The following is a 26,012-nucleotide window of genomic DNA, read 5'->3' on the forward strand; positions in this document are numbered from 1 at the left end:
CTTCAATAAATGAAAAATGACTTAATAATTCTCTTTCAGCCAAATTCCCAAAAAACGATCATATATCTGACAGATTCCCATTTCCTGAGTCACGAAATCCTTTTCCAGTAACCCTTTTAGTGCTGCTTGGACTGAACTAGCAGAAGCCAGTCTGTATTTTCTAATGAAAGCACCGGAAGTGACAGCTTTAGCCTTTCCCTCTTTAGTGATAGCAATCAGTAACTCCTTTTGTTTTTCCGGCAAACGAAAAAGAATCTCCGAATAAGTATATCTGAATGAATCAATAATCTGCCGAATAGCGCCTGGCACCATTTCAACTCTACAGACTCCCTGTTCCGGAGTCATGTCATAAAGCGTATTCAACACTTTTTGTATATACCATGTGATTCCCTCAAACTGTTGATAAATCGCAACAATAGCGTTTTCTTCTATTTCTTTGCCCGCACGCTTGAAATGAGTACCTGCAAAACGAATATATTCTTCTAAAGGAATACTTTCCAAATGCATCATTGATACACTTTGATAAAAAGGCCGGGAAGGCGTTAAAAACATATTTCCCTTCACATGCCGCTGGCTCCCTGCAAAAATGAAACGTGCATTATTACAATGTTGCACATAGGTCCGAAGAGTAGCTTCCACATTTTTCTCTACATATCCGGAAATCTGCTGGAATTCATCAATTGCAACCAGACAAGGTTTATCCGCCTGTTCCAAATACCGGAAGATTTCATCGAGTGTAGTAGCCGGAGCTTGTATATCCCCTAGCCCCAAATTCAAAGAAGGCATACCATTCACATCAAAAGAGATACTGGCTTGCAAAGATTTCACACATTCCCAAAAGCTCTGCAAAGCTTTCTTCCCCACAGGTTTCAGCACTTCCAGAATCTCCTTACTAAGTGCAAAGACCAAATCACGCAATGAACGGCTATCATATATATCAATAAAAAAGGTATAGTAACCCTGTTTAATTTCAGGAAACTGAAAGCAATGACGGATCAGCCCTGTCTTTCCCATTCGCCGGGTAGAGACAAGAGCCAAATTATTCCCATTCATCACCTCGCGCACCAACTGTTCGCTCTCAAAACGGCGATCGCAAAAATAATCAGCAGAGACATATCCGCTTGTTATAAAAGGATTTCTTATCATAGTCTTCATACATCTCACGTTATTACGCAAAGATAATTATTATAAAATAATAAAAGCCATCTACTATACATTATTTCATCATTATCCTTACTCAACAGGCACCACATGATAATAAACCCCGCGCGTTTTCCTGAACGACTTTACTCCCAATCTCTGCAAGATACGCCCGAAATAATTAACTTGCCCGGAAGAAAATTTCATTTTACTTGCTTTTTGTATCCGCTGCAATATATCTGCAGCAAGCAACCATTCTCCCTCTTCTTCCTCTTCCGCTGCCCGGTAATATACCTGAAACAATTGTTCAATCACCGGAGACTGTTCAAATTCCCGATTAGCTTCCGTCATGATAGCCTCTTCCTTCTCATCAAACCAGTAGCGTTCATTACTACGCAGCAATGCCATTGCCTGCGCATACAATTGTTCATAATCAATAGGGCGGACCACATCGATCACTCCCGTCACCTCAACACCGATAAAACGACGACTGCCGGAAGTATCCGTCAGCAAATCTTTATGATTACTCGTGCCTATAAAAGAAGCATACCGACGGAGCTCCTCTACTGCTGAAGCATTCGGGCGTCGCGTATTGACAACAGGCTTTTGCAGAATATGCTTGAGAAAAGACTGCTGATTGATACCAATCTGATCGAACTCATCCATGTTTATCAATAAAAAGCGATTCAAATATAGCTCGGCATCCCGCTTCCGGCTAAAGTCAATACTATCTGTATAATAAGCCTGCAAACATGGAGGCAAAATCAACCGGCAAAATGTAGACTTACGATAAGCCTGTGGACCTATTAATATAGGAGAAGTACTATTTGCATGATTCTTTCCCATTCCACGCCAATGCGCTATCATACTGAGAAACCAACGACGAAACAATTTTGCCCAATGAGGATGATCACAAGGAACTCGCTTGGCAAGATCACCGATGTGATCCTTACCATCCCAATGAGGAAGGTCATAAAGGAATTCTTCGATAGGCTGATAAACCGGCACATGATCCGAATTCAGATAGCGTACTACGTCTTTATCCCAAAGCTTAAGCCCTTCATAATGCGCGTTCATTGCAATACTTGCCATCAACCGTTTGTCCACCGGATGAAAATAAAAATTAAAGCTATTCCGTTCGCGACATTCCACTTGTGATGTCAACTGGTTGAAACGAAAATCATAACGCCGCTTCATAAACTCGTCCATCTGCATGACAAATAATTGTTCCGGCAACAGACTACTCTTACTTGCAAATCCCTCACAAGTACGGTATACATTTCGTACGGTTTCCCGAACCAATGTATCATCCTTCGGCAAACGATAATGGGCACGAGACCATCGTACTGTATCTTCTTCAGGAATACCGGCACGAAAACAATGTCCTGCAAGGTTAATCAACAGCGATTGTTTGTCTCCTTCCGGTTGATAATCAGTCTCTTCATCCAGCGCGCGTGCAAAAGCAGCTTCGAAAAGTACAGAAAGCGCATTACATTTTTCATATCCCGGCGCAAGCCGTTGCAACGGCGAAGTTTCCGTTTGCACCCGTTCGCGATAAGTCACCTCACCCGGCATAGCCGCAGGCTGCTTCATATAAATAGGCATTGCTTCGGGATTAAAATACAAGTTCGGGTCAAAAGTTAAACGACAATATTGTTCCAACGAAGGTACTTTCAGTTCAATATCATAAGGGAGTTGTGGCTGATAAAATTTCACTGCCAACCGATAGGCATGCGCATGAAAAAGCTCCGCCTCCTCACTAGTTGTCGGCAGAAGATCATTGGGATAAGTAAAACGCACCCATACTTTCACGGACTTTCCGGAAGAACCGGTGAAAGCTAAGTAAGTCTGCGGAAGTTCCTTTACCCGTTCTTTCACTTCATCCGCCTCCATGTGCCCGGACAAGTTGTTGACCTGAATCATCACAATTCCGTTGTATTCACTCATCGTCGTGATACCACCTTTGCGAAAAAAGGCGGCTGCAGGTATCAGCCTCGGTACTTTCTGTACATAGTCATTTTTATCACCCGGAAGCATAAAAGGCAGGACTTCTCTCATTTTTGAGACGGGCTGTGTTTTGGTTTCCACTTTCATTTGCTCCACGAGCTGTTCAATTCTCAACGTACGCATAGTGTTCACCTTGCCATCGTCTCTTACTAGTGTTATTCTCATTACTTCATTTATTTGTCCTGCATGTGTTTGTAGGGCGATTATTACGATACAAATATACTGTAAATATTACAGACAACCAACTTTTCCGGGGATACTTATTCAATCTCTCTACTAGAAAAGATTTTTCAATTTCATTTCTCATATTCTCATAGATTCCAGATAAAGCACGCGTAATCAAAGAATTACATTATGAGAAACATTTTTAAAACAGGTATTTCTCATACTTTCCTCATCAATTTCCTTCAAAAAACCGCTATTTCTCATACTCTTTCAGGTTATTTCTCATAGTCAGATACAGCTATTCTCCTATTTACCCACCAAGCTTATCTTACAAAACATCTAGCTATTTCTTTCATGTAAACAACTAGTTAATTACTTGTTTTTCACCTAATAATGTCGTATCTTTGAAAGAGCATCCCAATCGTTCCACTACAGTGCACAGGCCTGTTCACTACAGTAAAAAGTTCTGTCTACTAGAGTGAAAAGGACCGTTCACTGTAGTGAAACAATCAGGATAGCGGTTGAATAATAAAAGAATAAAAGCGAGATACACCAAGAGCATCAATACATAACATATAAATAACCATTAAATTAAAACAAAGATGGCAATACAATTCGAGTTTTATAAGAATCCCCAACCGGAAAAAGAAGGGGAAGAACCTAGTTATCACCCACGGGTGGTTAATTTTCAACATGTAACCACTCAAAAGCTGGCAAGAGAAATCCACATGGCAACTACTTTCGGGAAAGCGGAAGTAGAAGCCATGCTAATGGAATTGAGCAGATGCATGGGCAACCATCTGTGCGAGGGAGAACGAGTACACCTGGATGGGATCGGCTATTTCCAGGTTACATTACAGGCTACCGAACCCGTGCACTCACTTACCACCCGTGCAGACAAAGTAAGATTAAAGTCCATTAACTTCCAAGCTGACAGAGATTTAAAAAGTTTGTGCATGAGTACTCATTTACGACGTTCGAAATACAAACCACATTCCGCTTCTCTTTCTGAAGAAGAGATCGACAAGAAGCTCACTGGATATTTTGCAAATCACCCCGTATTGACCCGTTCCAATATGCAGTCACTCTGCTGTTTCACTCAAAGTATGGCCAGCAGACAAATCCGTCGCTTAAAGGCACAGGGCTACTTACAGAATATAGGCAAGCCCACACAGCCTATTTATATACCAACCCCGGGGCATTATGAGAAATGAGTTCAACGGGTATGAGAAATAAGCCAAATGAAGGCTAATTCGTGAATAAAACTATGAGAAATGCCGATTTTCAAAGTATTTCTCATAGTTTATTCTATTAGTTATCTGGCACTTAGGTCATATTTATGAGAATATGAGAAACAAATATTTTATATCCATTTCAGAGGCATCAATTCTCCACCAACCACTTTTCTATATTTCTTGTTTCAGCACTAAAGTTCACACCAATCTTGAAAAGCTTTCGTGAATCCGTTGCAAACGGACGAGCATAATGTTTATCCTCTATCTGCTGCAAAGCTTCTTCCGCTGTACCATTCAATTTAAATTCCATGATGTAGATGAATTTATCGGTCTGCAGCACCATATCCACACGACCTTCACTCGTATGGTATTCCGCTTTTACATAAAAACCAACCAGTTTACACACGATATAAAGTACATTCTGATAATGTAACTCCAGTTCGCGTGCAAGCTCATAGGGAATATCCGAAAAGAAACTTTGCAAGCGACGGAAAAAAGATTCATAATCACCAGCCTCCACTTCACGAACAAATTTCAGAATTTCAAAAGGGGACTCCACCTTATTGACGTTCGCATAATAAGGAAGGAGAAAACGGATAAATCCTTCCTCCACTTCACGATTAGGAAAACCTAAACGATATATTCCAAAACGCTCATCATATCCCTTAATGGTGAGGTATCCGCTCTGATAAATCACCGGAATAGGATTGGTAGATTCAGAATCTATACTGTTCAGTACCTGTTCATCGGTTTCTTCATGGGCCATCCGATGAAGGTCGTAATGGTGTTTCTTCAGCAATTCCACCAAATAAGTGGGAGTACCTGTTTCAAACCAGTAGCTTTTAAACTCATTCCTATCAAAAGCTAGAAGCAGACTGAAGGGATTATACATTCCTTTGGAATTGTGCGTGAAATGATAACCATCATACATTTCTTTCAACCTGCCACATATCTCTTCATACGTCACTCCCTGCACATTGGCAAATTCATGAAGTTCGGCATCCAGATTATCGTATAGTTCCTGTTCGCTCACACCACAAATGTCTATATACTTATTCCACATTGAAATGTCATTCAGGTTATTCAAATCACTGAACACGCTGACTTTACCGAACTTGGTCACTCCCGTCAACAGAGCAAACTTAATACAGCCATCCTGACTTTTCAATGCGCCATAAAAAGCTTTCAATGTATTGCGGAAACTCTTTTGCAAAACATCATCACCAATAGCCTGTAACATTGGTTTATCATACTCGTCCACTAGGATCACCACACTTTGTCCCTCTTGCTGACAGGCACGCTTAATAATCCCCTCAAAACGCATCGCTAAGGATTTCTCCGAAGGCTCTGCACCATACATCTTTTCCCATTCCACCAACGCACCATTCAGTTTATTCTCCAAACTTTCCGGAGTATCATATTTTTCGGTATTCAGATCAAGATGTAATACGGGATACGTTATCCACTCTTTTTCCAGCTTCTCCATAGCCAGCCCTTCAAAAAGTTCCCGTTTTCCTTGGAAGTAGGCTTCAAGCGTAGAAATAAGCAGACTTTTGCCAAAACGGCGCGGACGACTCAGGAAATAGTAACTCCCGGTTTTCACCAATTGATAAATCAATGCAGTTTTATCAATATAGAAATAGCCACCTTTACGAATTTTTTCAAAATTCTGTATGCCAATAGGGTAAATCTTGCCACTCATATTTCAATCTGTTTAAGTTCACATCGTACAAATATACATAGAAATATCTGTATTGCAGCAAATCGCACAAGGAAAGAATTACGAGAATCAAGATATAATAGCAAAGGCAGACTATAGAATTTGGATAAAATCAGTGGATATGTTACTAAGTAGTATTCGATATGATCTATAAAGTGTATCCATCATTTCTCATTTTTGGGTTATACAGACAAACATAAAGTAAATTACCGAATAAAACCAGCATTTTTTAGAAAAACTGCAGGTTTCATTCGGCAACTCTACTCTAACCTACCATCAACCGCTTATGCACGCTTATTTACGCCCCAGACATTATAAGAAAGAATATTTCCTGCAGGTTCCCCGTCAATACAGGAAGCCGACAATCCAAATCGGCAATTTACACCTGTAAGGCGTTTCTATTCCATCAGCTAAAATATAAGAATCAGACACATCTGCAATCTGATCATACGTTTTACCTTCACCACCAACTTCCAAAATATATCTTCCATTGACCCTAAAATCTCCGGTTTTCTTCCCGTACTCCACTTCATTGTCACACGAAAGTTGATTGACCACAAACGTTTCACGTGCCGTTCCTGTTTTCACAGGATGGGAAGCTAAAGCATATAGCAGATTAGGATTATCCAGAAAAATCTTATCCGGCTTTTGCATCTTCTTAACAGACAATAGATCCGCGTATAGCAAATGGAGCAGTTTCGCCTTTTCCAAGCTATTCAGATATTCGATGACAGTATTACGATGAATACCTATAGTTGTTGACAATTTGGAAATATCCACCTCAAAAGGAACAGAAGTTGCAAGAATGCCCAACAAGGCCTTTATCTTACGCACATTACCCACATCAATTCCACACAACTGGGGCAATTCCGTTTCTACAATAAAATTAACAACCTGTTCTATACTTGTATAATAATCTATCTGATTTTTCAAATAAAACGGATAATATCCATATTGCAGATATTCTTTAAAAAGAGGTAAAGGGCGACACACTTTATTCACTTCCGAACAAATCTTTTCGGGCGAGGTCAAGACTTCTTCCAGCGTACATACGGGAAAGCTCATTTGTTTATAAAACAATAGAAATTCTCGGAAAGAGAGCCCCTGCATCTCATAAGGGATACAGCGTCTGGATAAGTCGGCATCAGCATTTAATATATTGAGTAAAGAGGACGCGCTGAACACAACCTTCAAATCGGGATACATGTCATATACTTCTTTTATCTCCTTACTCCAAGTCGGATATTTATGTACCTCATCCAGAAAGAGATGCTTTCCTCCATTCTTTACGAATACATCCGCCAATTCCAGCAAAGTATGATTAGAGAAATAAACAGAATCCAGTGTGCAATAGAGCACTTCCCTACTATAAACCTCATAATGCAGTTTCATATACTGTAACATTAAAGTTGTTTTCCCCACTCCTCGAGGTCCTCTAATAGCCACCAACTGAGCATCCCAATTGATTCGATGCATCAATGTCCTTATAATCTCAGTCGATGTCAATGACAACAAACGGTCTTGTTTCGCAAAAAGAGTTTCCATACATTCCTATATCTTAGTATTATGAGATACAAAGATAATCATTTGCTGTTTGCAAACAGCAAAAAGTGAGAGAAAATGCTGTTTGCAAACAGCAAATGAACACGCTCTCAACAAAAGGTGTCTTAAGCCTATATCTACCATATAATGTTCCACCTGATACAATACTTACGGAGAATTCCTGAAACCTTTTGTTCCACAATGGAATGGAGGCGTAAGAGTTTTACCGTCAACGATGCACTCTCAAATCGTCAAAGGGTCAAGAAAGGAAACATTTCTTATCAGAATTGGAATAACATATGCAAAAAAGAAATAGTAGCGATTATTTAACATTGAACATTTATATAAGCAGAAAAGAATTGCCAGTAAGGGATCAAGTGATTATATAAAAAGAGTGATTGCATACAAAATGGCAGAAAGCGACCTCAATAGACATCTGGTGTATTGTCAGAAAGTACATAAGACAAATTCGTAATATTCAGATACACCTTGTCCACTTTGCCTAAAAGTCTGACACCTTCCGTCTCTGCCCGAAGCTGATTAATTGTTCCAGCCTTTTCCTGATAACACATCAAATCAGAAACCGTATTTCTATTCATATCAAGCAAAGTCGCCAACTTGGTAAAAGTTGGTTTAAACGGAACACTTTTCGCTATAATATACAACAGTCTTTTCAATTTCAATGCTGTCGCTATATTCATATTCGCAAAAGTCGGTATATCATTTTCCAAAGTCTGCTTAATGATACTTTGTAAACGAAGCAAATATCCCTTTTCCTGAAAGAAAGGGTAATAGCCATGCTGCAGATACTCCTTAAACAACAAAATAGGACGCGCCTCGGCATAAGGAAAATCTACTTTATGTTCTAGTATATCTTCTAAAGAATAAACAGGTAAATGATAACCATACGAAATGGCAAGGTATTCGCGGAAAGACAACCCCGCCATACGATATTCCAACTTCCTACGACTCAAATCAACCTCTCCGACTTCCAAATCCAATATAGAGCAACCAGTATACACGACTTGCAGTTCGGGAATCAGATCGTATATATTCTTTATCTCCCGAGCCCAACCAGCATACTTATGTATTTCGTCAATATAGAGTTTTTTCCTCTATGCTGATAGAAGTCCATCGCCAGATCAATCAGTTTATGTTCTGCAAAATACAAATCATCAGCTGTCACAAACAAGGTCTCGTCGATATTATCATATAGCTTGATATGTTGCAAAAGCATAGTTGTTTTACCAACACCGCGTGGACCTAAAATAGCAATAAGCCTACTACTCCACTCTATCTCATCATGGAGATAACGGATAAATTCAGTGGATATGTTGCTAAGCAACATCCGGTATGACCTATAAAGCGTATCCATCATTTCTTGTTTTGGGGTTATACAGAAAAATATAGAGTAAATTGCCGAATGAAAGCTACAGTTTTTCTAGAAAATGCTAGTTTTATTCGGCAATTTACTCTATATCTATCATAATCCTCACAGAAAAAGAATACTCATTCTTTAATATATAGCGGATAATTTCATAGTCAAAATGCATATACGAATAACCTTTAAGCCAAAGATAGTATCAAAAAACATTTAACTAAGAAACATAATTATGATAACCAACAAATAACAGATTCCACTTATTTTAAAGACCCCATCTTATATCCAAGATCTGTTTGATATAATATATTCTTTTATTGAATAATAGACGCACATCAAAATTATAGTGCCAATCATATCCTTGCTCCCATATAAACCACATAATTTATAAGAAAACATCAGAGGCATCAAAAAATAAGAACAGAAATAGCCAACTACTTACACTACAATATCTAGCAATATAGTCCTAAATAATAAACATTATGGAATCTTCTGAATGATACCTTCCCAGCTATCAATACCAATCCGCTGCAAGTATTGTTCAAAGTACTCATTTTCTGCATCAGTACCAGCTTTTTGATAAGTCATCCATACCGGTTTAGCTTCCCCCTGATATTCCGCATCATTGTATTTACGTAATCCTAAACGAGCACCATCACCCAGATGATCGAACCAACTATGCCATTGGATTCCATTAATCCCTTCCAAAGCATTGATCTTCTTCCACCCAAAAGCAAACCCAGCAGCTTGATTCTGCAAATCCTTATCCGCATAACTTGGAGAACATGTTCCAGCCTCAGAAAGCCACACAGAACGCCTGATGCCTCCCTTATATTGGTTTTGTGGGACACTAACCCATTTATCCAATACTTCAAGGTTCTTCAATGTCACATATTCTGTATCCATAGAAAAAGTAGCCTGAGCATCATCCCAAGTACAAGGATTCCCCAATTGAGCCGGGTAACTATGGCATGCCAATGACCAAAAGAAGTCTCCCTCTGCTTTACAAAACAGATTCATAAAGTCAAGCATATCTCTGACCTTATACCAACCGCCCCCAGCAGCAATATTCCATCCATGAGAGAAAGAAATAAAAACCTCTGAATTCTGGTCATATTGATGTACAATATTATAACACATACGCATTGAACGAAGATACGTATCCATAAATGTAGCAATTGGTTTATCTCCCATATTTGTCCAATGGCTACCTCCATCCACCTCATTATGAATAATCCAATGCGCAATACGCATACCAGGTTTACTATATCTTTGTGCCAGAAAATCAAGCGCAGCAGCATAACATTGCGTAGACTCTATAGTAGTCATATTAGGCATGGTATAAGGAGCTATGCCATTAAAATCCGGATGTTTCAGAAGTTCTCCGGCATCTCCTTCAGGAGAAACCAACAAAATACCAGCAACAGAAATATTGCGCTGGCTAGTTTGTTCTAATACCACATCAAATGCACTTCTAAGATACTCCTCATTAAAATAATAAGTTACTCCCCCATACACATACGGAATATCTCCCGACTGTTGAGAAAGATGCATAAAATTTGTAATAGGAATATTTATTGTAGCACTGCTGATTCCTAATTCATCTAAATCTGATGCAAGAAACTCATGATTTATAAGTCCCCCCAATCCTTTTTTAGACTTTAATGGAATAGCTCCAACATTTTGTTTTACATAAATTCCATCTGCCCCCACATAACGAGCATGAGATACTTGTTCATCTTTTTCTACTCCTTCCTTAAATATTGCCCACTTAGATAATAAACGATCATACTGATAACCACCAATAGCCGCATAACGATTCAAATGGATTTCAAAAGAATTCTGTGACAAAACTGTTTTATATATAGATTCTATCTTTTTTGCTTTAAACATATCAACAAAAGGCGGTATTTCTCCTAAAAAGAAAATTCCATCCCCCTGATAGTTTCCCCGGACACTAATTATGTCCTTCCCGACGGTGATATCAGTCACATGGCAATTATAACCCTTATTTAGATAGTCTTTTATATTTTGCTCATATTTTTCCTTATTGAGAATTTCATTATCTTCTTCCTCCTCTTCCTTCCTTTCCTCCTCATTCATTACACGCAGACATATATTACGTATTTGTATCGTATTATCAGGAACATTACCAAAATCTATCCGCAAATAATCGCCCTTTTTCCCCCAATCAAAATCTTTACGATATTGTTTTAAACGCACGCTAAAAGATTTCCATGTTTCAGTACCCGGAACTTCCCCTGCACTCATGCTATGAGAAGCATCAATATTGGTTTCAGCATCTGCAAAAAAAAGTTCCAGATTGCTTATACCCATCATTGTCTGGTATTCAAACTCAAGCACATTACATTCCTTTGGAATGTCTTCCTTAAATCGGCCACCCGTAACCCACGGATCTCCATCAATAGTTTCTATAATATAACTATCATCCTCATTTCGAGTTAAAACTACCCCTGATTTATATGGACCATCTAATAGCATATAAACAGGAGGAGTTATGATCTCTTCAGGAGGTATAGAACCTCCTCCAGTGTCTTCCACAAAATCATCACCACAAGAAATCACATTCACAATTAAAAACGGTATTAACAACGGCATAACACAACGCCTTACAACATATTCCAGCTTTTTGGTACAAACAATACTTAACATTTTCATAATTTCAGTTTTAGTTAATAATGCAGATAAATTAAAATTTTTCAATAATATTCCAATCAGAAATTCCAATTACAGATAGAAACTGTTCAAAATATTCATCTTCTTCTTCTGTGTTTGCTTTTTGATAGACATACCAAACCGGCTTTGCTTCTCCATTATAAGTTGCATCCAGATACTTACGCAACCCCAAGCAAGCCCCATCACCTGGATGATCGAACCAATTGTGCCATTGTATTCCGTCTATGCCTTCTAATGCGTTTATCTTTTTCCATGCGTAAGCAAAACCTGCCGCCTGTTTCTGAAAATCCTCATCTGAATATGTAGGAGAATTTACACCTGCCTCTGAAAGCCATACAGAACGCTTAACAGTCCCTTTATACTTATTTTCTTTAGACAAAGCCCATTTATTCAACACCTCTAAATTCTTGAATGTTATATACTTTGTATCCATAGAGTAAGTTGCATCCGGGTCAAGCCATGTACAAGGATTAAATAATGATTGCGCATAACTATGATATGCCATAGCCCATTGGAAATCTCCCTCAACCCGACTATAAGTATTCAACAAATCAACAATGTCTTTACTAGTATACCATCCCACATTAGAAATATCAGTCCACGAATGTGAAAAAGAAGCGAACACCTCTGCATGTTCATCATACTGACGCACAATATTATAACACATACGCATAGACTTTATATAAGTATCCGAAAAGATAGTAACAGGCTTCACTCCCATATTTGTCCATGAGAGCCCACCATCAACCTCATTATGCATAATCCAATGAGAGATACGTCCATAGCGATTATCTGATCTACAATACCTTCTAGCTAAAAAATCAAGTGCCGCAGCATAGCAATTTACCGACTCCAAAGTTGTCATATTAGGCATCGTATAAGTTCCTTCACTATAATCCGGATGCTGTAATAATTCTCCAATTCCCGTATCTACACTTCGTGAAGCCGGATCAATTAAAATAATTGCCGCAACGGAGATATTCCTTTTTTTTGTTGCTTCTAATAAAACTTTGTCTAAAGTATTATTGAGATACTCTTCATCCATATAATACGTTTTTCCTCCATACAGATGTTCTATATCTCCTGCTTTGGGAGTAAGATGCATAAAATGAGTAATACAAACATTAATTGTAGCACTACTAATACCCAATAAACTTAAATCTGATATAAACGAATTTGCAGTAAGACCTCCCAGTCCTTTCTTAGAAGTCAATGTAATAGGAGATAAATGTTGATATGCCCAAATTTCATCTGCATGTCGTGCATGAGACACCAATTGGTCTGCTAGATCTGTCATTTGAAAAATAGCCCATTTTGACAATAACCGATCATATAAAACACCTTCTCTTTCAATAAAACGATCTAATACGATACTAAACGATGCTTCAGTCAACTCTACCTTATATGGGGCCTTGTCTATCTTTGTAACATCCAAATAAGGAGGGATCTCACCCAAATAAAAATGCCCTTCACCCACACAGTTACCCACAATTTCAATAGAGGATTCTGTTACAGATACTTTATTTATAACAGAGGGATAAGTATTTCGCAAATATTGTTTCAGGCTATCTTCATATTTCAGATCATCTTCATTATAAATTGAAGATATAACTTCTTCCTCTTGATCTTCATGACATCCAACTAACAACATTAGTCCAGATAACAAAAACAATACAAAAAGCAACAATCGCTTCAGTCTATCACTGCTTACGAGTGATCGATTTTCAAATATGCCCATAAGTAAATAAAAATAACAGGTTTAGGATTCTTTCGTACAAAGATAGACTATACGATTGAAAAAAAGATTTTGTTTCTCTTTTTTTTGTTTATCTTTTTTGTTTTAAACATATATAGATATCACAAAAATTATCCAAACTTTATTCATTTTTCTAATCACTGAACATATATTATTACGCATAAATCACTATTTTTGCAAAAAAATGCAGGAATAATTATCATAGAAAAAATCCTTAGAGACTCCTATAAGCACAAAAACAGAATTTCCACATGATTATAGCACACTAATATACAATCAACCAACAACAATCATCATAAACCAAAACAATAGAAATGAACCTAAACAATACGCCACAACTATCCATAATCACAATTAACAGAAATGACGCTCAGGGCTTAGAGAAAACTCTAGAAAGTATATGGAAAAAACAATCCTTTAAGGATTTTGAACATATTATTATTGATGGAGCCTCAACCGATAATAGTATTAACATTATAAAAAAGTATGCATCACATTTATCTTATTGGGTATCAGAACCTGATAAAGGAATCTATAATGCTATGAACAAAGGAATTATTAAAGCTAAAGGCAACTATCTTTTGTTTTTAAATTCCGGTGATTGGTTAGAAAATGACATTCTAGCACGAGTATTTAAAGAAAATTTCACAGAAGATATTGTCTATGCTGATTTATATCAGTATCGTAATGCTGATGATATACAAATCAGCCCTTATCCCGACAAATTGACCCTACCTTTTATATATAATTATTCTTTAGGACATCCGTCGACTTTTATTAAAAGAGAACTCTTTAAAAATATGCTATATGAAGAAAAATACCGGATTATATCAGATTGGGCTTTTTTTATAAAACAAATCCTTTTGTTTAATCGCACAACAAAACATCTAAATTTTGCAGTCTCATACTTTAATGTTTATGGAATAAGTTCTGACCCTAAAAGTGGCAACTTAATCATGCAAGAACGTTCCGATTTTTTTAAAAATAATTTTCCCTATTTGATTAGCGAGTTTTATCAGAATCATACTACCCTTCAAGAGAAGGTAAGAACTCAAGAGCAGGCATTAGACATATTATCAAAGCACCGAGTTCAACAACTCATAGACACTGTTTGGATCCAAAGAAAAGCACGACAGTATATTAAATTCTTATTTTTAATAGAAAGATTTCTTAAAAGAAAAAGATAATAAACACCTCAAGTCGTCACTCTGAATATCTAAAAGAATCTAATGCCGACCTCTATCCAAACATCATACAATAATAACATTGAATATACAATATTAGAAATGACGAATATTAATCAAAAAAAAATAGTAGCTTTGCAATCTATAAACCAGAAAAAACTAATGTATAACATCATTGTTAACAGAAATAAAAAATGAGAAGAAAGTTGATTCGAAAATATAAAGCATTCAATCAAGACTTTCAAAGGTCTAAAGAGCTATTTCTTAAATGGTTTATTCCCGAAATCAAAAAAAGGTTCTTTGGAGTAAAGAAAATCAACTATAAAGACATCCCTATCATTATTAACAACTACAACCGTTTGGAAATGCTAACAAAGCTAATCCATAGCTTAGAAAGTAAAGGATACCATAATTTATATATTATTGATAACCAATCAACATACCCTCCACTATTAGAATACTATACAAGATTACCATACCCTGTATATATGTTAAATAAGAATGTCGGGCATCTATCATTGTGGGAAACAGGGATATTTAAGCAATTCAAGGATTCTTATTATGCCTATACCGATTCTGATTTAGAGATCCTCCCTAATTGTCCTGACGATTTTATTGAGAAATTTATTTTATTACTACAGAAATATCCAAAAGCATTGAAGGCTGGCTTCTCAATCTGCATAGACGACCTACCAGATCATTATAAATTAAAAGAAAAAGTTATAGAGTGGGAAAGCGTTTTCTGGAAAGAAGAAATAGAGCCTAACATATTCAAAGCTTTAATAGATACAACCTTTGCTGTATATAAGCCCTATTTTATCGGGGAACCTATTGATCCAGACTGTTTCTGTATTCGAACCGGCTACCCTTATTCCGTCAGGCATTTACCTTGGTATATGAATAGCGCAAAACCAACTGAAGAAGAATTATATTATTTGGGGCATATTAAAACGCTAACCCATTGGTCAAAACAAAATCAGACAAATACAAACTCGGCTAAAAAAGAGTGAAAAATATATCTATAATGTTCTCTATTAAATAACGCAATAAAAATATCAGATTATGAAATGTTACATTTGTCTGACAGACTCCATAGTCACTCGAAAAGACTATCTTGATTTACTAAAAGTCATGTTAATCAGTGCTAGGAAAAACACATCTCTCCATTTAGTTTGCCTATATGATGGCAACACCAATGACCCTGTTTATAACTTATTAAAGGAATTCAATGTAGAAATAATCCTCCATCAATTGCCCTATAAGCTAGAGTTGATGGAGATATATCCGCGTGAATGGATGTTGCAGAATTTAGGGAAAGAAATCGAATATAACCGAATTTTCGGAACATTTATGAGAATGGAAATCCCTGTTGTGGAAAAAGAAGAAAAGTATGTTCTTTATTCTGATATAGACGTGATTTTCAATGCTGACATTTTACTTGAGGAACTTCCACATCCCACTTATCTAGCAGCTGCCCCAGAATATGAGCGTAATGTGGAAGATATGGAATATTTTAATGCAGGAGTATTAGTTATGAACATCCAAGGCATGAAAGAGAAATATGAGGAATTTATTCTTAAAATGAAAAATAGAGAAAGAAACATATCCGGACTTTTTGACCAAGGATATTTAAACGAATTATGCTTCAAAGACATGGAACTACTACCAATAGAATATAATTGGAAACCTTATTGGGGTATCAATGACAAAGCTAAACTTATCCATTTCCATGGTATGAAGCCTAGTAGCAATCTCAATGAGGCTGGTTTTATTACTGATAATTCTTTTTTCCGTATCGTTTTTGATGCAAATCCTGGCGGCTATGCAGGATATGTATATTATTTTACTCAATTCTATGATTATCTGGGAAGAAAAGACGACAAATGGTTATACAATCACCTACAAGAAGTTTTCAATTTATATAAAGATCCATCTTTTTTCTTTTCTAAATATAACAAGTATAAGCTTAAATACCAGAAATATAAGAAATACTATTTAGTTACTTTAGGAATATCCTGTGTCTTACTGATACTGTTATGTTTAACCCTTATTCTACAATAATGAAGAAACAACCATTGATATCAGTTATCGTTGCTTCGTACAACTATGCTAAATATATAAAAGAGACTTTAGATTCTTTAATCAGACAAACCAATAAATCATTTGAAGTTATTGTTGTAGATGATGGAAGCAAAGATCAAAGCCTTCCTATAATAGAAGAATATGCCAACCGTTTTAAAAACATAAAACTATACACACATCCCGGTAACCAGAACAGGGGATTAGCTGAGACTGTAATATTAGGAATTGAAAAGTCTAATGGAGAGTACATCGCATTCTGTGAGAGTGATGATTATTGGACCAATAACCATATTGAATATTTACAAGATACAATTCAACAGAATCCTTTAGCAAATTTCATAGTCAATGGCATCAAAGTTATAAACCTATCAAATAACCCTGAATATGATTCATATATAGAATTTAGTTCCTCATTCCTCAAAAAACATTCAGGCAGTAACATATTTCCCTACCTTGATTCAAACTATATCCCCACATTCTCCGCCGTTTGTGTAAAAAAAGAAGTAATTCAAAATATTAATTTTAGCACCCCTTACCCCGCATGGTTGGATTTCTGGCTTTGGAGACAAATATGTGTGTTCAATAAAGTCTATTACATTCCCCAGGAATTAACTTTATGGAGAAAACACAATGAAAGTTATGATGCAGTCTCGGATAATAAAGATTTCAACGGCTTTATAAAAAGCTCAGACCAATATCTAGTATCTCAATACAGTTTATCCCAGATAATAGCCAATGCCAATATTCCCAAAGATAAAAAGTCTCTCAAACAATTTATTAGATCTTTTTGCCACTTCATATCATTCAAGAATGAATAGCAGCAGTTAATGCGTAAAGAATCTAAAACGTTTTCAAGATGACAATATAGAATCAAAGGCTCAACAAAAACATTAAAATTCATCTTTAAGAATAGAAGTATAAACCGATAATCTCCGATCCAACATTTCTTGTGGATTATACATATTCTTCATTTTGTCATTAGCTTGATGAACCAACATTTTTTGTAACTCCAAATCATTGGATAATTTAATCATAGCATCTGCGAAATCAACAGTATTATCGGCTATCAAGCAATCTACGCCGTCGTTAAAATGAATACCTTCCAATCCTTTTGAAGTTGTAATAAAAGGAACATTTGAAGAAACCATATCAAGTATTTTCATTCTCATACCACTTCCGATACGAATAGGAACAAGAGCAATGCTCCCCTGCAAGAAAGAGGTCAAATTCTCAACGAATCCAACTAACTCTATCTCAGGACAAGCCGTTCGTAATTCAGCAGAATAGCGTTCATATCCCATTCCAACCACTTGCAAAGTGAACTCAAAATTGCATTTACGTAAATAAGGAACTATTTCCTTACAAAGCCATACAACAGCATCTAGATTTGGAAAATGTTCTCCATATCCCACAAAAGTAAAACGTCGATGAACACAAGGGATAAACTCCGTCTCTGAATTCGATTCAAATTTTACCACTGCAGGAGAAGCATAAATATGGTCTTCACGACCTAAATAGCTAGTTAACAATAATCTATCTACTTCCGTTAAAGCAATTATATGCTTATACTTCTGCAACGCATTCCATTCGAAGTCTTTTGCAACAAGAAAATTCATCCGATCACTAGGCCGTATTGCCTGAAAAAGGTTCATCTCATTCTCGTTACGTATATATCGCAATTCATGATGAACGAAAATCGTCTGTACATTCTGCGGTAACACATATCCCAATGCTATCAATTCATAAAACTCTACCTGAATGATATCAAACCCTGTATGTGCTACTTTTGTAACATAATCTATATATTGTGTATCAAATTCTTTATATACAGAATTAGGTAAAACAGACTTTTCACGTACAAAATCTTTATCTTTCAACAAATCAACGGTACCGTTTGACGTAGATAATAACTGCCTCCGCATTTTACGCTCAATAGACATCTTGAGCTTTTTCAGCCACTTATAATAAAAAGGATTTCGCACTAAAGGAGAGTCCGGTTCTTCTTTTGTCTCTTTAACAAAAGTATAAAAATCCACATCTTCCCACAAATCTTCTAACTTTTCTACCCTTTTTGCCTCATCAATCGTCCAAGCATAAAACAACACAGAAACTGACATTTTATGACGGATATAGTCTACCATTTGAAAGAAAGCCTGATTTCCCCCAGAATTCAAAGGATAAGGAACGCAAGGTATAATAAAAAGTATTTTCTTCATTTTGTATTTCAATAAAATTAATATTCAACCATCTCTTTCTAACTAGGAGATAAATTATAGACTGAACATTTCATCAAAAGAAATTATCTCAAATAAAAAGTTTGGCTTTCAAAATATGGGAACGTAGGACACGTAAAGCCACAGTAGGAGAGAGTTTTCTCAAAATAGCATATAAACAAACCAAATCTTTTAGACTATAATTCCCTCTTACAGAACACTCTAGTATTACATTCACATAAGCCACCAACGCATCTTGAAATCTAGACTCCCGGAGATTTAATCTATAATTCATTCCAATCCATTTTAGAAAAAGTCCGGTAGCTTTAAGCTTCTCCCCATCAAAACGTGTAGAATTACTTATATTCTTATCTTCAGCATTCCGCCAATAAACAGGAGTTCCCGGTAATGAAATAATACCAGATGCATAATCCGCAAACTTTGCCCATGTTGCATCATCTGAACACCATACCAAAGGAAACCTAACAAACCCTCCTGTTTTCTTCCAAACATCACGTGTAAATACATACTCACACGCAGCAGAGGATATTTTACCACTTAACTTGTCTAATAAGAAATCATAACCAGAAATCCTTTCTGTCTCAAAAGGTGGATTAGTATATTTCAGTTCACCATACGCATCTACTATAGCCAAAGGAAAGCGAAATACAGCATCGCATTCTCCAGACTTCTTCCAAACCTTTATTACCCGCTCTACAGCATCTGGTGGCATTAAATCATCATCTGAAAAAAGCCATACCAGCGGCTCATCAGATAATTCAATACAGCGCTCCCAATGAGCAACCAAATCTCTCCCACCCCAATTTTGTTCAAAACGAAAATAGAATATATCTAATTTATCCTTATAATCAAATACTATTGATTCTAAATCATCAGGACTGGCATCATCACCGATATAGACCGTAAAATCACGGTTACTCTGCCTTACAATAGAATCTAAAACCTCCCGAAAAAAACAAGCTTTATAAGCAGGTATAATGATTGCCAGTTTATTTTTCATTTTTCTAACTATTCAATAGTTTCATTTGCAAAGATAAGTAAATGAGATGAAAGATTTGCATTAATAAGATCACTTTAATTTCTGATATTCTCGATTCTAATAGAGACAAACCTAACAATCAATTATACAAGAACAATTGACTTTATATTTTGGAAGCTCCCTATACCCAAATAACATCAAAAGCCATAGCAGAGTATTAAGTTAGATGAAAAACATATTGCCTTAAAATCTATACCTCTGAGATTAATAACTTGCCACTCTTATTTTTTCTTTATACCTTTGTGTCATTATGTATAAAAACAATCTGTACTTCTACAAAGTGGTACTTCACCTCAATCTATTTTAATTCACCATGGATACTGATATTATAATACCAATCTATAATGCTTTTGATTTTACCAAGAAGTGTATAGAGACTGTGATTGAGCATACAGACCTTACTAAACATACCTTACTACTTATCAATGATAAAAGTACAGACCAGCGAATCCTTCCTTTGCTAAACCTGTTTACAACAGAATATCCATCTTTAAATATTACAATAATCAACAATGAGAGCAATCAAGGATTTGTACGAACGGTTAATATCGGGATGCAACACTCGTCACGCGATGTTGTTTTATTAAATAGCGACACAGAGGTCACGAAAAATTGGCTCCCTAAAATACAAAAGTGCGCATATAGCAAAGCTGCAATAGCAACTGTTACTCCACTATCTAACAATGCGACATTAGCATCCGTACCTGATTTTATGTCAGAAAATACGATACCATCAGATTTTACGATAGAGGAATATGCAGAAATTGTTGAAAGATGCAGCATGAACCTATTCCCTGAAATTCCTACTGCAAATGGATTTTGTATGTATATTAAACGAGAAGCCATAAACAATATTGGTCTCTTCGATGAAAAAACTTTTGGAAAAGGCTACGGTGAAGAAAATGATTTTTCATACAGATGTCTACAAGCTGGATATAGGCATCTACTATGTGACAACACATACATCTACCATAAAGGAACCCAGTCATTTTCTCAAGAAAAAACAGAGCTAATAAATTCTCACCTACAAATATTAAAAAGTAGATATCCTTCATGCGTCGAGAACACAGAGTCCTTTGTACAACAAAATCCAATTTCAGATATACAGTTAAATATCCGCTATGCCATTAATTCACATTCTAAGAAAAATGTATTAATTGTAATACATGATTTCAAAGAAGCCGAAAAGAAAAATATAGGAGGAACAACTTTACATGTACATGATTTAATAACAAACATGAAAGAAGAATTTAATTTTCATGTTCTTTATTATTCCGATGATGATTTTAAATATCATGTAACTTCTTTTTTACCATTTGACAAGATTACCTCCACCCTAGGTCCATATTCACAATATACGACATTAAACCTCTATAATGATACATTTAATAGAGACATTAAAATACTAATAGACACTTTAAAAATAGACTTAATACATATCCATCATTTAAAACACATGTATTTGGATATATTCAAAGTAGCAAAAGAAAGAAGCATCCCTGTCATATATACTTTACATGACTTTTATTCAATATGTCCTTCTGTGAAGCTCTTTAACAAAGAAACTTTTCTATGCAACTATGCTAACGCAGCAGGATGTGGTTCATGCATAGCAAAAACATTCAACCTGAATATCAACTTCATTCCACTTTGGAGAAAAGAGTTTTATGAAAATCTTAAAACCGTAAAAAAGATCATTGTTCCATCGTACAGTACAAAAAATATATTCCTGAACACATATAAGGATTTAACAATCGAAGTGGTAGAACATGGTTATGACAAAATAAACAGAAAGCCTAATAATGACAATCCAGATAAAAAGAAGAATAAAAAGTTTAATATCGCCTTTATTGGATATATAACAGAAGAAAAAGGACTAAAATATTTAGAGGAATTAACAGAGAAAGTAAAAGGCACAGACACAAACATTCATCTTTTCGGACAAACAACAAACAAAAAATGCAATAAGAATAAGACAAATTATGTTTATCACGGCAAGTATATACAACAAGATCTTCCCAACTTATTACTAGAGAATGACATAAAATTAATCTGCTTATTATCTATGTGGCCCGAAACATATTCTTATACCTTATCAGAAAGTTTAATTTCAGAGATCCCCGTAATCTCATTTGATCTAGGAGCAATTGCCGAACGAGTAAAAAGAGCTGATGTCGGCTGGATTTTACCTATAAATAGCACATTAGACGATATCTTTAAACTCATTTCAACTATAAAATCAGCCCCACAAGAGTATAAACAGAAAGTGGAAAGAATCAGACATCTTTTAAAAAATATGAAGTCCTTAAAAGATATGGGCAACGAATATACAGAAATATATAATAAAACGATCAACGCATTTCCTGTTAAAAATCATGACATATACTATATACAATCAAGGAATGAATTTTATAGAAAAGGAAAAGAGATCCCGACATTAGACCTTAAAGAAGAAAAAAAAGAGTATAAACGAGTAAAGCATATTATTAAAAGTTCAGTTCCTCTCAAACAAGCTTTTAATGAAGTGCAAAATTTTCGCCACACCTATACCAATAGTAAATGCAGAAACAAAATCTTTTTCAAATTTATATGGTACAGAATTCTACGAATTAATATCTAGAGAAATCTTTTTGTAAGATTTCTCTAGCTCTGGCTCGAACACGAGCAACATTATATATTCTAGAAAAAAACAATCACCTCCCTATATCTAAAAGCCATCTTCTTGCATACTTTTTACCACCTTTTCTGTTTCTTCTAAATAACGGAATCCCCATTTTAAATCAGGTTCCAAATGATTACCTTCTGCCCATTCATTCCAAGCATTGACAAAAACAAAATTCTCATCTTTGCTATAAGGCACAAATTTATTCATAACCGAATATAACCATTCACCGTATTTTTCGGGAGTACTCTTGTCTAAAATAAACATCTTTTGCTTTCGACGAGAAGTATTATCCCACATTGGAGTAACCCCCGGATACATTTTATAGTCAGGAAAATGAGTTTTACAGATATAATCTACATATTCCGAGTAATCAATCTTCTTCTTCTTACATGTATTAAAAAGGTGACGATTTATATTATAAGCAAACTTTCGTAATGGATTTCTCTTTTTTTGAAATTCATTCATTTGATGAGTGAAAGGTTGAAACTCCACAGCAGCATCAAAACCATCCTGAAGGTATTCTTCTCCATAACAATCCATAGTTTCGACGCGGCATAAATACAACTCCACTCCTTTACTAAAAGCTTCTTCCCTCCAAACTCGAATAGTCTCTTTCATATTCGGGAAAAGCATAGAACGATAAATTAAAAATACAGGTTTACCGTCTACTCTTATATATCGAGAATCACTAAATACATTATCTAGTAGATAACGGATATGCGCACGATCATCCTCTTCCGAATAATTTTGAGCAATCAAAATATGACGATTTCCACCATCCCATGCCCGTGTCCAATTTTCATTAGCCCAACAAAGCATAAATGGAAAATCAGGGTTGCCAGAAGATAATACTTCTTCTAGCGGTCTTTCCATCAATTGATGACCATTAAACCAATAATGATAATAACAAAAGCCATTAATCCCGTACATTCGAGCCATATCAGCTTGCTGCTGGCGAACTTCCGGGACACGCAGATCATAGAAACCTAAATCTGCCGGTAAATGTGGCTGATAATGGCCACGATAAAGAGGCCTAGCCTTAACCACATTTCTCCATTCAGTAAATCCCTTACCCCACCATTCATCATTTTCAGGAAATGGATGATATTGCGGCAAATAAAATGCTATAATTCTTTTGTCAACCATATCTTTCTTTATTGCACTTCACAATTCATTACAACCTATCTCTATCTCTTGTAGGTTGCCATGGATTCAAAAAACTCATGTATTTATTAACTCGTTCCCATCTATATGTCCACACACTTGTGCCAAAACATCCTTTCAGTTTTTCAAACAACAACAATCTCATTTTCGGATCAACTTTTGCACGCTTTATATTTTTATAAAGCATTCCATGTCGCATCAAACGCTTATAACGCCCTATTGGATAAGAAAATGATTCAACATAATGTACTACTTGAATATCTTCAAGAATCGCATTACCTGAAGCGTTACCCTCAACAGTTGTACTTGTTGAATGCAATCGAAAAAAGTTTAGCTTTTCATATAACTCAATAACACTCCCTTGCCTCGCCATCTCTATCCAAAAAAGCCAATCACCACTATAGCGCATTGAGAAACAAGACAAATCCTTTATCTGTTCAAAACATTGTTTACGAAAGACAACACCACTAGCATTGTAAATATAATTGCGCCAATAAAGATTCTGTTTTATATAATCTTCACTATCAAAAACACCTATATTGTAAGGACGGCGTAATTGCTTTGAAGTCCAACGGTCAAAATCTGTAGATAGTTTATTCCCTTTCTCGTCTATACAATGTGAACCTAAAAAACAGAAAGAAGCATGAGGATATTGATTTAAGATAGAAACAGCTTTTTCCAAAAAAGAAGAATCAGCCACATCATCACTCTCGGCAATCCATATATATTTTCCACGAGACAAACTTATTCCTTTTTGCCACTGTATAAAAGGACTCCCTGTATTGACTGAATTAATCTCCAAATGAGCGACACGAGAATTTGTTTTATAATGGTTTAAAATAGACACACTATCATCGGTTGAAGCATCATCCAATAATATTATTTCATAGTCTGTATATGTTTGTGCCAATACTGACTCGATACGTTGCTGTAAAAAACGAGCATAGTTATAATTAGGGATGATTATACTAACTTCTATCGGATAATTTTCCATTACAAACACACTATTTATCTTAGTTATTATAACAAACTGATAGCAAAGATACGGATATTATTCTTAAAAAAGAATGCTAACCCTCTAATGTTTAGCAAAAAAGCCTTTAACGCTTGTCACAACCAAATAAAATGTATACATTTGTAGAATTTTAGTGCAAGCCCCCTTAACTATTTAACTAACTTAGTAATAATTATATGAATAAACCCATGGCGAGCAACATAAGTACATCGCTAATTATATCCACCTATAATAGAAGCGACGCATTAGAATTATGCGTTAAAAGCGTGCTACGTCAATCTCTCCTTCCAGATGAAATTATCATTGCCGATGATGGTTCTAAAGAAGATACAAGAGAACTAATTCATCAATTAGCAGCCTCCTCCGAAGTCCCTATTATTCATGTTTGGCATGAGGATCTAGGCTTCAGACTGGCCTCCATCCGCAACAAAGCTATTGCGAAAGCATCTAAAGAATATATTATACAAATTGACGGAGATATCGTCTTACACAAAGATTTCGTCAAAGATCATGTACATTTTGCTAAAAAAGGCAGTTTCGTAACCGGTAGCCGTGTATTAATCCGGGAAGGTTTAACCAAAAAGATGCTAGCAGAAAGGAACTGTATTATCTCTATTCACGACAAAGGTACTAAAAACACAATCAACGGAGTACATTTGCCTTGGCTAAGCCCACTACTTCAGCATTATCGCCAATGGGATATTTCATATTCCAGAGGATGCAATATGGCTTTCTGGAAAGAGGATTTATTAAAAGTCAATGGGTACAATGAAGCTATTACCGGATGGGGAAGCGAAGATCATGAATTAGTGTGCCGCCTCATCAATAGCGGTGTACGCAAGCGTACCATCAAATTTGCGGGAATTGTGTTCCACCTTCATCACGAATTACATGGAACGGATAATTTGAGCAACAACCGCAGTATTTTGAACGAAACGAAAGTCAGGAAACTAACCTGGTGCGATAAAGGAATCATACAAAACTAA

The 26,012-nt window shown here is 35.9% G+C and carries 19 protein-coding genes; 7 read left to right on the plus strand and 12 right to left on the minus strand.

Annotated elements, in window-relative coordinates; translation table 11 throughout:
- Nucleotides 1-21 precede the first annotated feature (21 nt).
- Together DXB58_RS07980 and DXB58_RS07985 are read right to left on the minus strand one after the other, a co-directional pair.
- Nucleotides 22-1,155 (minus strand): ATP-binding protein, encoded by a 1,134-nt coding sequence (locus tag DXB58_RS07980; RefSeq protein ID WP_122136477.1) that lies wholly within the window; start codon nucleotides 1,153-1,155, stop codon nucleotides 22-24.
- Nucleotides 1,156-1,233: 78 nt separating this feature from the next.
- On the minus strand, nucleotides 1,234-3,312 hold the full coding sequence (locus DXB58_RS07985; protein WP_122136478.1) for a BT4734/BF3469 family protein: 2,079 nt from the start codon (nucleotides 3,310-3,312) through the stop codon (nucleotides 1,234-1,236).
- 602 nt (nucleotides 3,313-3,914) lie between these two features.
- On the opposite strand from DXB58_RS07985, the gene DXB58_RS07990 reads away from it, so the two are divergent.
- Nucleotides 3,915-4,526, plus strand: a complete 612-nt coding sequence (locus DXB58_RS07990; protein WP_004324353.1) for an HU family DNA-binding protein — start codon at nucleotides 3,915-3,917, stop codon at nucleotides 4,524-4,526.
- Between the two features lie 169 nt (nucleotides 4,527-4,695).
- Here the strand turns inward: DXB58_RS07990 and DXB58_RS07995 are convergent, their stop codons facing one another.
- The 6 genes from DXB58_RS07995 to DXB58_RS08015 form a co-directional block, all read right to left on the minus strand.
- On the minus strand, nucleotides 4,696-6,249 hold the full coding sequence (locus tag DXB58_RS07995) for an ATP-binding protein (RefSeq protein WP_122136479.1): 1,554 nt from the start codon (nucleotides 6,247-6,249) through the stop codon (nucleotides 4,696-4,698).
- 363 nt (nucleotides 6,250-6,612) lie between these two features.
- A complete protein-coding gene (locus DXB58_RS08000; RefSeq protein ID WP_122136480.1) occupies nucleotides 6,613-7,812 on the minus strand; it encodes an ATP-binding protein in 1,200 nt (399 codons plus the stop codon).
- Between the two features lie 422 nt (nucleotides 7,813-8,234).
- Nucleotides 8,235-8,909 carry an AAA family ATPase gene (locus DXB58_RS08005; protein WP_317126786.1) on the minus strand — a complete coding sequence of 225 codons (675 nt, stop codon included), beginning with the start codon at nucleotides 8,907-8,909 and terminating at the stop codon, nucleotides 8,235-8,237.
- Nucleotides 8,867-9,187 (minus strand): AAA family ATPase, encoded by a 321-nt coding sequence (locus DXB58_RS28345; RefSeq protein WP_255421144.1) that lies wholly within the window; start codon nucleotides 9,185-9,187, stop codon nucleotides 8,867-8,869. The genes DXB58_RS08005 and DXB58_RS28345 overlap by 43 nt, the downstream gene beginning before the upstream one ends.
- A gap of 483 nt (nucleotides 9,188-9,670) precedes the next feature.
- Nucleotides 9,671-11,863 carry a DUF5722 domain-containing protein gene (locus tag DXB58_RS08010; protein ID WP_055167939.1) on the minus strand — a complete coding sequence of 731 codons (2,193 nt, stop codon included), beginning with the start codon at nucleotides 11,861-11,863 and terminating at the stop codon, nucleotides 9,671-9,673.
- A 37-nt stretch (nucleotides 11,864-11,900) separates the two neighbouring features.
- Nucleotides 11,901-13,625, minus strand: a complete 1,725-nt coding sequence (locus DXB58_RS08015) for a DUF5722 domain-containing protein (RefSeq protein WP_004324345.1) — start codon at nucleotides 13,623-13,625, stop codon at nucleotides 11,901-11,903.
- 332 nt (nucleotides 13,626-13,957) lie between these two features.
- Here DXB58_RS08015 and DXB58_RS08020 point away from each other — a divergent pair, with 332 nt between their 5' ends.
- From DXB58_RS08020 to DXB58_RS08035, 4 genes are all read left to right on the plus strand, one after another.
- On the plus strand, nucleotides 13,958-14,830 hold the full coding sequence (locus DXB58_RS08020; RefSeq protein ID WP_117937677.1) for a glycosyltransferase family 2 protein: 873 nt from the start codon (nucleotides 13,958-13,960) through the stop codon (nucleotides 14,828-14,830).
- 191 nt (nucleotides 14,831-15,021) lie between these two features.
- A complete protein-coding gene (locus DXB58_RS08025; protein WP_004324342.1) occupies nucleotides 15,022-15,837 on the plus strand; it encodes a glycosyltransferase family A protein in 816 nt (271 codons plus the stop codon).
- 52 nt (nucleotides 15,838-15,889) lie between these two features.
- Nucleotides 15,890-16,888, plus strand: a complete 999-nt coding sequence (locus DXB58_RS08030; protein WP_004324341.1) for a glycosyltransferase — start codon at nucleotides 15,890-15,892, stop codon at nucleotides 16,886-16,888.
- Nucleotides 16,888-17,727: a glycosyltransferase gene (locus tag DXB58_RS08035; RefSeq protein WP_004324340.1), complete on the plus strand. Its 840-nt coding sequence runs from the start codon at nucleotides 16,888-16,890 to the stop codon at nucleotides 17,725-17,727. The genes DXB58_RS08030 and DXB58_RS08035 overlap by 1 nt, the downstream gene beginning before the upstream one ends.
- A 72-nt stretch (nucleotides 17,728-17,799) precedes the next feature.
- Here DXB58_RS08035 and DXB58_RS08040 read toward each other — a convergent pair whose 3' ends face one another.
- A complete protein-coding gene (locus DXB58_RS08040; protein ID WP_074559310.1) occupies nucleotides 17,800-19,125 on the minus strand; it encodes a glycosyltransferase in 1,326 nt (441 codons plus the stop codon).
- An 88-nt stretch (nucleotides 19,126-19,213) separates the two neighbouring features.
- Nucleotides 19,214-20,143, minus strand: coding sequence for a glycosyltransferase family A protein (locus DXB58_RS08045; RefSeq protein ID WP_122136481.1), 930 nt, complete (start codon nucleotides 20,141-20,143; stop codon nucleotides 19,214-19,216).
- A gap of 352 nt (nucleotides 20,144-20,495) precedes the next feature.
- On the opposite strand from DXB58_RS08045, the gene DXB58_RS08050 reads away from it, so the two are divergent.
- Entirely contained in the window at nucleotides 20,496-22,802 is a 2,307-nt protein-coding gene (locus DXB58_RS08050; protein WP_122136482.1) for a glycosyltransferase, read from the plus strand.
- Between the two features lie 87 nt (nucleotides 22,803-22,889).
- On the opposite strand, the gene DXB58_RS08055 is transcribed toward DXB58_RS08050, so the two are convergent.
- Together DXB58_RS08055 and DXB58_RS08060 are read right to left on the minus strand one after the other, a co-directional pair.
- The gene (locus tag DXB58_RS08055) at nucleotides 22,890-23,993 is read right to left on the minus strand and encodes a glycoside hydrolase family 99-like domain-containing protein (RefSeq protein ID WP_122136483.1); all 1,104 of its coding nucleotides are present in this window, start codon (nucleotides 23,991-23,993) and stop codon (nucleotides 22,890-22,892) included.
- Nucleotides 23,994-24,021: 28 nt separating this feature from the next.
- On the minus strand, nucleotides 24,022-25,005 hold the full coding sequence (locus DXB58_RS08060) for a glycosyltransferase (protein ID WP_004324335.1): 984 nt from the start codon (nucleotides 25,003-25,005) through the stop codon (nucleotides 24,022-24,024).
- Nucleotides 25,006-25,202: 197 nt separating this feature from the next.
- Between DXB58_RS08060 and DXB58_RS08065 the strand changes: the two genes are divergently transcribed.
- Nucleotides 25,203-26,012 carry a glycosyltransferase family 2 protein gene (locus DXB58_RS08065; protein WP_004324334.1) on the plus strand — a complete coding sequence of 270 codons (810 nt, stop codon included), beginning with the start codon at nucleotides 25,203-25,205 and terminating at the stop codon, nucleotides 26,010-26,012.

Origin of the sequence: Bacteroides sp. OM05-10AA, from assembly GCF_003439055.1 — a bacterium.
Lineage (GTDB): Bacteria > Bacteroidota > Bacteroidia > Bacteroidales > Bacteroidaceae > Bacteroides > Bacteroides intestinigallinarum.